We start from the raw sequence: 8,775 nt of genomic DNA on the forward strand, positions 1-8,775 counted from the left end.
AACCAAAGCTAATCAGTATGTGTGAAGAAGAGTTTGAGTTATTTATCGGACTTAAAATTGATAAAACACGTATTACCCAAATTTTTAAAAATTTGGGTATGAATATTGGCAAGCCAAAAGGGTCTACCTTTGCTATTTCGATACCGAAGTTTCGTCATGATATTATGAATAAACAAGATATAGTAGAAGAAGTTGTCCGAATTGTTGGAATTGATAATATTCCTTCCAAACCGCTTGTATTTGCTGAATCGAATCAAATGTCGGATGATTTGAAAGAGTATAAAAAAATAAGAGAATTCCGTCATCGCGCAGCGCAAAACGGGTTTTATGAATCAGTTCATTTTGTCTTTAATGAGCGTATCCAACTTGAAAAATTTGGGTTTACTTGTACAGATTCTCAAAAAGAGCTTTTAAATCCAATTACGGCAACGTTTGATACGCTTCGTCCGACACTATTGATGGGACTCTTGAACTCCGCATCAGCTAATGTTAAAGTGAATCAAAAGAAGATTGCTTTGTTTGAGGCAGGGATGATTTTTGATACCAAACGTCATGAGTCGAAACAGCTTGGATTTATCGTTTCGGGTGCGATGGAGAGTGAAAAAGTTTCAAATGCAGGAAAACCTTCAGTGATTGATTTTGCCACTTTTGTTACATTAATCAGTAATATTACTGGAACGTTTGAATTGGTTGCGCATACTCCAAGCCATACTTTAGCTCACCCGTATGTGTGTGCAAAAGTTTTGATTAATGGAGTAGAAGCAGGGGAAATTTTTCGTCTTCACCCTCAAGTCGAAGAGGAATTTGACCTGCCTCAAACGTTTATGTGCGAACTAAAAACCGATTGTTTATCGTACGAATTGATTGAAGCAAAAGCGTATTCGAAATATCAAGCATCTTACCGTGACCTCAGTGTGCTCATCTCAAAAGAGGTGAGCTATGAGATGATCAAAGCAGTTGTTGAGAGATACAAATCAGTGGAAGTGCGACGTTTCTATCCCGTAGATCGATACGTATCAGAGAGTTTGGGGGATCAAATGAGCTTAACTCTCCGTTTTGTTTTACAATCGGAGGAAAAAACACTTGAAGATGACGATATTACGATGGCAATGGAATCGATTTTGAGTGGACTAAAAGAAGAACTCGGAGTGAATTTGAGATGATATCTGCCAAGGTTTCTCCTGCCCAATCGTTTACGTTTCAAAGTGATGCTATCGCACCGGATAAATCGATATCCCATCGATGTGCGATGTTTGCCATTTTAGCGGAAGGTGAAAGTAGAGTAGAAAATTTTCTTCGTGCTGAAGACACACTCAACACTCTTAAAATCATAAGTCATTTGGGGGCCGAAATCACTGATGACGGTTCTGTTATTACGATTCGTTCACATGGTATCCAAGAGAGTTCTGAAGTTCTAGATTGTGGAAATTCGGGGACAGGAATGCGTCTCTTTTGCGGGCTTCTTAGCTCAGCTGAGGGGCATTTTATCCTCACGGGAGACGAATATCTCAAACGCCGTCCGATGAAACGGGTGACACAGCCGTTGCGCACTATAGGTGCGAAACTCGATGGACGGAGCAACGGTGATCTTGCTCCCCTCTCTATTCGCGGAGCCTCTCTTAAATCATTTGATTATACGTCTCCGATTGCTTCAGCACAAGTCAAAAGTGCGATGATGCTTGCGGCACTAAGATCGGATGGTGTATGTACATTTCGAGAGCCTGAGCTCAGCCGAGACCATACGGAGCGGATGCTTCGCGGTATGGGTGCACGTGTCGAGATCAATGGACTTGAAACAAAGATTTGGCCGTTAGAGAAGCCTCTTAAACCGCTTGATATTCGTGTTCCTGCTGATCCTTCGAGTGCTTTTTTCTTTGCGGTAGCGGCGGCAATTACTCCGAATGCTTCGACAATTATCGAAGGGGTAACGTTGAACCCGACTCGTATTGAAGCGTTCAAAGTATTGGAACGTATGGGTTCTAAGATCACCTATACCGTTACGGACGAGCGCTATGAGCCAATCGGGACGATTCGAGTTGAGAATGCTCCACTTCATGCTGTCACAGTAGAAGAAAATATTGCGTGGCTTATCGATGAACTTCCCGCTCTCTCCATCGCTATGGCGTGTGCCGAGGGAAAAAGCATCATTAAAAATGCCGAAGAACTACGGGTTAAAGAGTCTGATCGTATTAAAACGGTTGTCGATAATTTGAACCTTTGCGCTATTGTGACCGAAGAGTATCCTGATGGGTACGCTGTCCTCGGCGGAGAACTAAAATCAGCCAGTGTGAATAGTTATGGCGATCACCGTATTGCGATGAGTTTTCTCATTGCAGGTCTTAAATGCGGTATGGAAGTTCATGATATTGAGTGTATCAATACCTCTTTTCCCAATTTTTTTGAATTATTAGGGAAATGTACAAAGGTTGAGAAATGAAAATTGTCCTTGCGGAGAGCTATGGTTTTTGTTTCGGTGTGAAACGGGCGATTAAGATCGCTGAAGAGAATAAAAACTCTGCAACCTATGGGCCATTGATCCATAATGCCAATGAGATTGATCGATTAAAAAATGATTTTAATGTAGCACTCAGTGAAAACTTAGACTCTTTTAAAGCGAGTGATACAGCAGTCATTCGAACGCATGGTATTCCTAAACAAGAGCTTTCTCTTTTACATGAGCGTCAAGTGAATGTTGTGGATGCAACCTGTCCGTATGTGACCAAACCGCAGCAAATTTGTGAGGATATGAACTCTCAGGGGTATGATATCGTCATTTTCGGAGATGAAGCTCATCCTGAAATTAAAGGGGTGAAAAGTTATGCGGCTGATCATGTTTATGTTGTGAACAGTCCCGATGAGATCGATGCTCTGAAGCTTCGGGAAAAAGTGGCGACTGTAGCTCAAACAACCCGTAAACTTGAAGAATATCAGCAAATTATCATAAAATTAATGTCCAAGCATAAAGAAGTACGTATTTTTAATACCATTTGCAATGCAACGTTTGATAATCAAGACGCTGTGCGTGAGTTAGCACAAAAAGCAGATGTAATGATTATTATCGGTGGCAAAAATTCGTCCAATACAAAACAACTTTATTCCATCTCTAAAGAATATTGCTTAGACAGTTATCACATTGAAAGTAAAGATGATCTTCAAACTAATTGGTTTGATCATAAAGAGTATTGTGGAGTTAGTGCTGGAGCTTCAACCCCTGACTGGATTATTGATGAAGTGATTCAGTCGATTCGTACTTTGAATAATTCTTAAATCTCCCTTTTCTAATCTCAAAACAAGCATTTTTTTGCTATAATCAGCCAATTTTTAGTTACAAGGGAATTGGTATGGCTTTCGATAACGAATCGTTCGAAGAAGAAAATTTTGCTGAGATGTTAGAGGCATCTTTCAAAGAGCAAGAATCTACACGCATTACAGAAGGTGAAGTAGTAGAGATCCAAGAGAGTGATAATCGCGCATTGGTAGGCGTTGGTGAAAAACTCGAAGGGATCCTTTCATTGGATGAAATCCGTGATGCTGAGGGGAATCTTCTTTTTAACGTTGGCGATAAAATCATGGTAATGGTAATGGGACACTACAATGAACGTCCTAAAATTTCGTATAAAAAAGTACTTGAGCAAGAGAAAACACTTGCATTTATTAACGCACACAAAGATGACTTTGAATCGGTTGTGATCGAAGCATTGGTAACCAAGAAAAACAAAGGTGGATACCTTTTGGAAGCGGATGATGTTCATTTCTTCCTTCCTCGTTCACTCGCTGCGTTCAAAGAGACTGATCAAGTCGTCGGTAAAACGATCAAAGCGCAAGTGGTTAAAGTTGATGCTGCAGAGGCATCTATCGTTGTTTCTCGTCGCAAGCTTTTCAATGATGAGCGTAAACGTAAGAAAGAAGTTATCGATGCATTGATGGAAGAGGATAAAGTTATCCAAGGTACCGTCAAAAAAATCACTAGCTATGGTATGTTCGTTGATGTCGGCGGAATTGATGGTTTGGTTCATTACAATGAAATCAGCTACAAAGGGCCGGTTAACCCATCAAAACTTTACAAAGAGGGTGATGTTGTCAATGTAAAAGCGATTGCATACGATAAAGACAAACGTCATTTGTCTCTCTCTATCAAAGCGGTACAATCTGATCCATGGCAAGAAGTTGAAGAGGCGTTGGAAGAGGGTGATACTATTACTGTAACCGTTAGCAACATTGAACCATACGGTATTTTTGTTGATCTTGGAAACGACATCGAAGGTTTCCTTCATATCTCTGAAATCACTTGGGATAAAAACATTAAACACCCTAAAGATTACCTCACTGTCGGTCAAGAGATCGACGTTGAAGTTATCGAAATCAACTCTAAAACACACAAATTGCGTGTTTCGTACAAACGTCTTCAAGCAAAACCATTTGAGGAATTTACCAAAAAGTTCAAAGAAGGTGATACTGTTAAAGGGACTATAACTTCGTTGACCGATTTCGGTGCATTTGTCAAAGTTGGAGGAGTTGAAGGTTTGTTACATAATCAAGACCTCTCTTGGGATAAAAATGTCAAATGCAAAGATTCTCTTAAAATAGGAGATGAGATTGAAGTAAAAATTGCAAAAATTAATGCAGATGATGAAAAAATCTCTCTTAACCGTAAATCGCTTGAAGAGTCTCCGATTGATCAATTTGCAACATCTCACAAAATGAATGAAGTGGTGAAAGCAACTGTTCGTGATGTCAAAGATTTCGGTGTATTCGTATCTTTGGAAGGCGGTGTTGACGCCCTTATCCGTAATGAAGACCTTTACCCAATGACACCAGAAGAGCTTGAAATTGGTCAAACGATTGAAGCGGCTATTTTGGTTATTGATGCTAAACGTGATCGTATCCGTCTCTCTGTTAAAAAACTGGAGCGTATTAAAGACCAAAAAATGTTAGATGAAATCAATGATAACGATTCACACAGTCTTGGTGATTTGATTAAAGATCAATTGAAATAATAGATTATGCAACGGCGTGCTGCTTATTGGCTTTTCCCCCTTATAGCCATCGGTGTAGCCGTATTTATTGTTTTTTTCCTAATCCAGATCAATCCTTCTACCCCTCATATCGAAATGTCTGATGTGAATGAGGTACTTCCTCCAAAAGAGGGGGAAGAGCATAAAGGTTGGATGGATAAATTTTCACTTAGTAGTGAGAAAGAGTATTTTTACCCTGTTAATGAACTCTATTTGAATCTTGATAGAGAGAATGAAGAGGGTGCTGAAGCACGCTAGCCATCTCTTTTGCACACTCTATGAAATGGAAATTGACATCACATCTCTTGTAACAAAACTAAAAACCTACCAAATCACGGCGACAGTGGCGCCGTACACAGAGGAAAAATAATGGAAAAACTGAAAATTGTCGTATGTGATCATATTCATGAAGAGGGTTTGAACATTCTTCGTCGTGATGAACGAATAGAGATGATTTTTGCCGCTGATATGGACAAAACAGCTCTTTTGGATGTTATCAAAGAAGCAGATGTCGCCATTACCCGTAGTTCTACCGATGTTGATGATAAATTCATCAATGCAGCTAAAGGGAAAATGAAAGCGATCGTCCGTGCCGGTGTCGGTGTTGATAACGTCGATATTCCGGGATGTTCGAAAGAGGGGATCATCGTTATGAACGTCCCTACCGCCAATACCATTGCCGCGGTTGAACTCACGATGACCCATATGCTCTCATGTATGCGTATGTTCCCGTACTCTCACGATCATTTGAAAAACCAACGTGTTTGGAAACGTGAAAAATGGTACGGTTATGAGCTAAAAGGGAAAAAACTCGGTGTAATCGGTTTCGGTAACATCGGTAGCCGTGTCGGTATCCGCTCGAGGGCATTTGAGATGGATGTTATCGCGTATGACCCATACATCCACCCATCCAAAGCGACTGATGTCGGTGTGAAATACACGACCTCATTTGAGGATATTTTGGCGTGTGACATTATCACTATCCATACTCCAAAAAATAAAGAGACGGTAGGGATGATCGGTGCGGATGAGATCGCAAAAATGAAAGACGGTGTCGTTTTGATCAACTGCGCACGCGGTGGATTGTATGATGAAGAGGCTCTTTATGATGGTCTTAAATCAGGTAAAATCCGTTTCGCAGGTATCGATGTATTTAACAAAGAACCGGCAACCGATCACAAGCTTCTTGATCTTGATAATATCTGTGTTTCTCCTCATTTAGGTGCCAACACGTTTGAATCTCAATACAACATCGGGGTAGAAGCAGCTCAACAAGCGATCGAAGCGGCAAAAGGGATCGCGTATCCTCATGCGATGAATTTGCCGATTGACGAGACTAAAATCCCTTCGTTTGTTAAACCGTTTTTAGAAATGGGACAAAAAATCGGCTTTTTGGCATCTCAAATCAATAAAGCACCTATCGTTTCGATCAAAGTCAGCGGACGCGGCGATATTGCCGAGTATGTCACTTCTTTGGCAACGTTCGTAACGGTCGGCGCTCTTGCTGATATTTCAGGGGACACGATCAACTACGTTAATGCTGATTTCGTCGCTTCTGAGCGCGGGATTAAAGTAGAGACCGAATCTCTCCCAGGAAGCCCTGTTTATAAAAACCTCGTAACAGTTCGTTTGACAACAGACAAAGACGTTATCGAGATCAGTGCAACGATGTTCGGTGATGATGTTCAACGTATCGTAGACATCAACGGCTTCGGTGTTGATATTGAACCGAAAGGGAACATGATCCTTTTCAAAAATACCGACGTTCCAGGGGTTATCGGACAAGTCGGAACGATGCTCGGCGCGCATAACGTCAACATCGCCGATTTCCGTCTCGGACGCAATAAAAGCAATGAAGCGTTGGCGGTTATCATGGTAGATTCAGCCGTTAGCGATAAAACTCTCAAAGAACTCTCTGCCCTTAACGCTTGTATCAGTGTTAGCTACGCTAGAATCTAATCTACTCCCGTCATTCCCGACTTTGATCGGGAATCCATTTCTCTCTTTAACTTTTTTAGCTTCATTTGTATAAAATAGTAAAAATTAACAATGGATAATTCTATGAAGATTTCTATTTTAGTAGTTTTGGTAATGTCATCAGTCTTGTTTGGGGCTGGATTCGATTGTAATAAGGCATCAAATGATGTCGAAAAAACCATATGTAAAGAGTACTTTTTATCTGAAAAAGATACTACCTTGAGCAGTTATTTTAACTTTGTTAAGAAAAAATTGTCACCGAAGGAAGCAACTACGTTAGTATCAGAGCAAATCAACTGGCTGAAAAAACGAAATATAGAGTGTAATATTGATGACGAATCAGATAGAAGAGAGTGTTTACGAAATAAATATAATGATAGAAAACTTGAGTTTGTACGTAAGTATGACAAACTACTTTTCAATTTTCCTAGTGAAAATGAATTGAAAAATATATGTACTAATTTGGCAAATAAGCCGAATTTATTAAGTGTATTACATATACGTGAGAGTAGATTTGATGTTAATAATGATGGGATTGATGAAAATGTTACTTGTATTGACCAAGGAACAGCACATATAACATATTGTGAGTATTCAACTGAAAAAGGTAAAGAAATACCGTATTCGCAAATAGGGTTTGAATGGAAAGATTTTTGGACATATGGATTGTCATATTTGAATATCAATGAGCGTATATATAAATTTAATAGTTATGATGATTATCTAAAAGAGCCTGCTTATCTCTCTTATACAACACCTGTAAATGAAGAATATATTGTATGTGTTTTTGAAAATAATTCAACAAAAAACTGGACGTATAACCCTTATATCAAAGATGCTAAAAAGGTATGTGATACAATGCAAAAGCATGAAGAATACATTAAATTAAAGCAAGAACCAAATACACAGATAAAACAAAATAGTCGCTTTATACAAAATGGATGGTCAACACCAGGTAATGAAGGGCAAATCGATATTGATAACGACGGAAAATTAAATAATATTTTAGAAATCGATTATTCTAGTGGGGCTGGACGGGGATGTGGTTTTCATTTTTATGAAGAGTTAAATTCGAAGAAAAATGATTTTGTTCAATCTGAATCCAGTAATTTGTTATTTAAAATGCAAAATTCATATTATGGACGTCCAAGTTGTGGCGGTTATGCACAATTTTTTCAATACAACAATATAAACTATTTAGAGTATAAAAATTTTGATGAGCATATAGCTTACTTACTGGATAAAAAAACTATCAAAACAGTATGTTCAAGTCATGAAATTATATCAACAAATGTTTTGCATGTGAAACCGGAGGGAAAGCTTATTTATTTTGATAATGAACAAATAATGCTGAGAGATTTTATGGATAATCCTTAAAGACTATAGCCTCGTTTTAGCCCCCCTTCGTTATAATAAAACCAAAATAGAGCTGGATTCCCAATCGAGTTGGGTATGACGAAATAATGTGGAGCAATGATGAGTACGGAAGAGATAGGGGCACTACTAAGCGATAAAAGCAAGCTCCTCTCGGAAATCTATTTCGAACTTCAAGCCGCTTGCGAAGCGAAGTACGGTTCTGATACTCTTGTTATCATCGAAGTGGGATCTTTTTTTGAAGTCTACGAAGTCAATAACGAAAAAATGAAGATCGGAAAGGCGAAGGAAGTCGCTGAATTTCTGAATATTCAACTCACCCGTAAAAATAAAACCATCCTCGAAAACTCTATCCAAAATCCTCTCCTCGCAGGGGTTCCTACTATCTCCATCGAGCGCTATCTATCAC

6 protein-coding genes and 2 pseudogenes are annotated in these 8,775 nt (G+C 39.2%); all 8 read left to right on the top strand.

What is annotated here, in order from left to right; genetic code table 11:
* Positions 1-1,163, top strand: a pseudogene (locus tag WA010_RS03010) (phenylalanine--tRNA ligase subunit beta); the annotation flags it as partial.
* Positions 1,160-2,437: a 3-phosphoshikimate 1-carboxyvinyltransferase gene (gene aroA, locus WA010_RS03015; protein WP_422555697.1), complete on the top strand. Its 1,278-nt coding sequence runs from the start codon at positions 1,160-1,162 to the stop codon at positions 2,435-2,437. The pseudogene WA010_RS03010 and the gene aroA, both read left to right, overlap by 4 nt.
* Positions 2,434-3,267 carry a 4-hydroxy-3-methylbut-2-enyl diphosphate reductase gene (locus WA010_RS03020; protein WP_422555698.1) on the top strand — a complete coding sequence of 278 codons (834 nt, stop codon included), beginning with the start codon at positions 2,434-2,436 and terminating at the stop codon, positions 3,265-3,267. Before aroA ends, WA010_RS03020 begins: the two co-directional genes overlap by 4 nt.
* Positions 3,268-3,341: 74 nt before the next feature.
* Positions 3,342-4,997 (top strand): 30S ribosomal protein S1, encoded by a 1,656-nt coding sequence (locus WA010_RS03025; RefSeq protein ID WP_422555699.1) that lies wholly within the window; start codon positions 3,342-3,344, stop codon positions 4,995-4,997.
* Between the two features lie 6 nt (positions 4,998-5,003).
* The gene (locus tag WA010_RS03030) at positions 5,004-5,273 is read left to right on the top strand and encodes a hypothetical protein (RefSeq protein WP_422555700.1); all 270 of its coding nucleotides are present in this window, start codon (positions 5,004-5,006) and stop codon (positions 5,271-5,273) included.
* Positions 5,274-5,384: 111 nt separating this feature from the next.
* On the top strand, positions 5,385-6,974 hold the full coding sequence (serA, locus tag WA010_RS03035) for a phosphoglycerate dehydrogenase (protein ID WP_422555701.1): 1,590 nt from the start codon (positions 5,385-5,387) through the stop codon (positions 6,972-6,974).
* Between the two features lie 102 nt (positions 6,975-7,076).
* Positions 7,077-8,369 (top strand): lysozyme inhibitor LprI family protein, encoded by a 1,293-nt coding sequence (locus tag WA010_RS03040; protein WP_422555702.1) that lies wholly within the window; start codon positions 7,077-7,079, stop codon positions 8,367-8,369.
* Between the two features lie 99 nt (positions 8,370-8,468).
* Positions 8,469-8,775, top strand: a pseudogene (locus WA010_RS03045) (DNA mismatch repair protein); the annotation flags it as partial.

Source organism: Sulfuricurvum sp. (assembly GCF_049305995.1).
Classification (GTDB): Bacteria; Campylobacterota; Campylobacteria; order Campylobacterales; family Sulfurimonadaceae; genus Sulfuricurvum.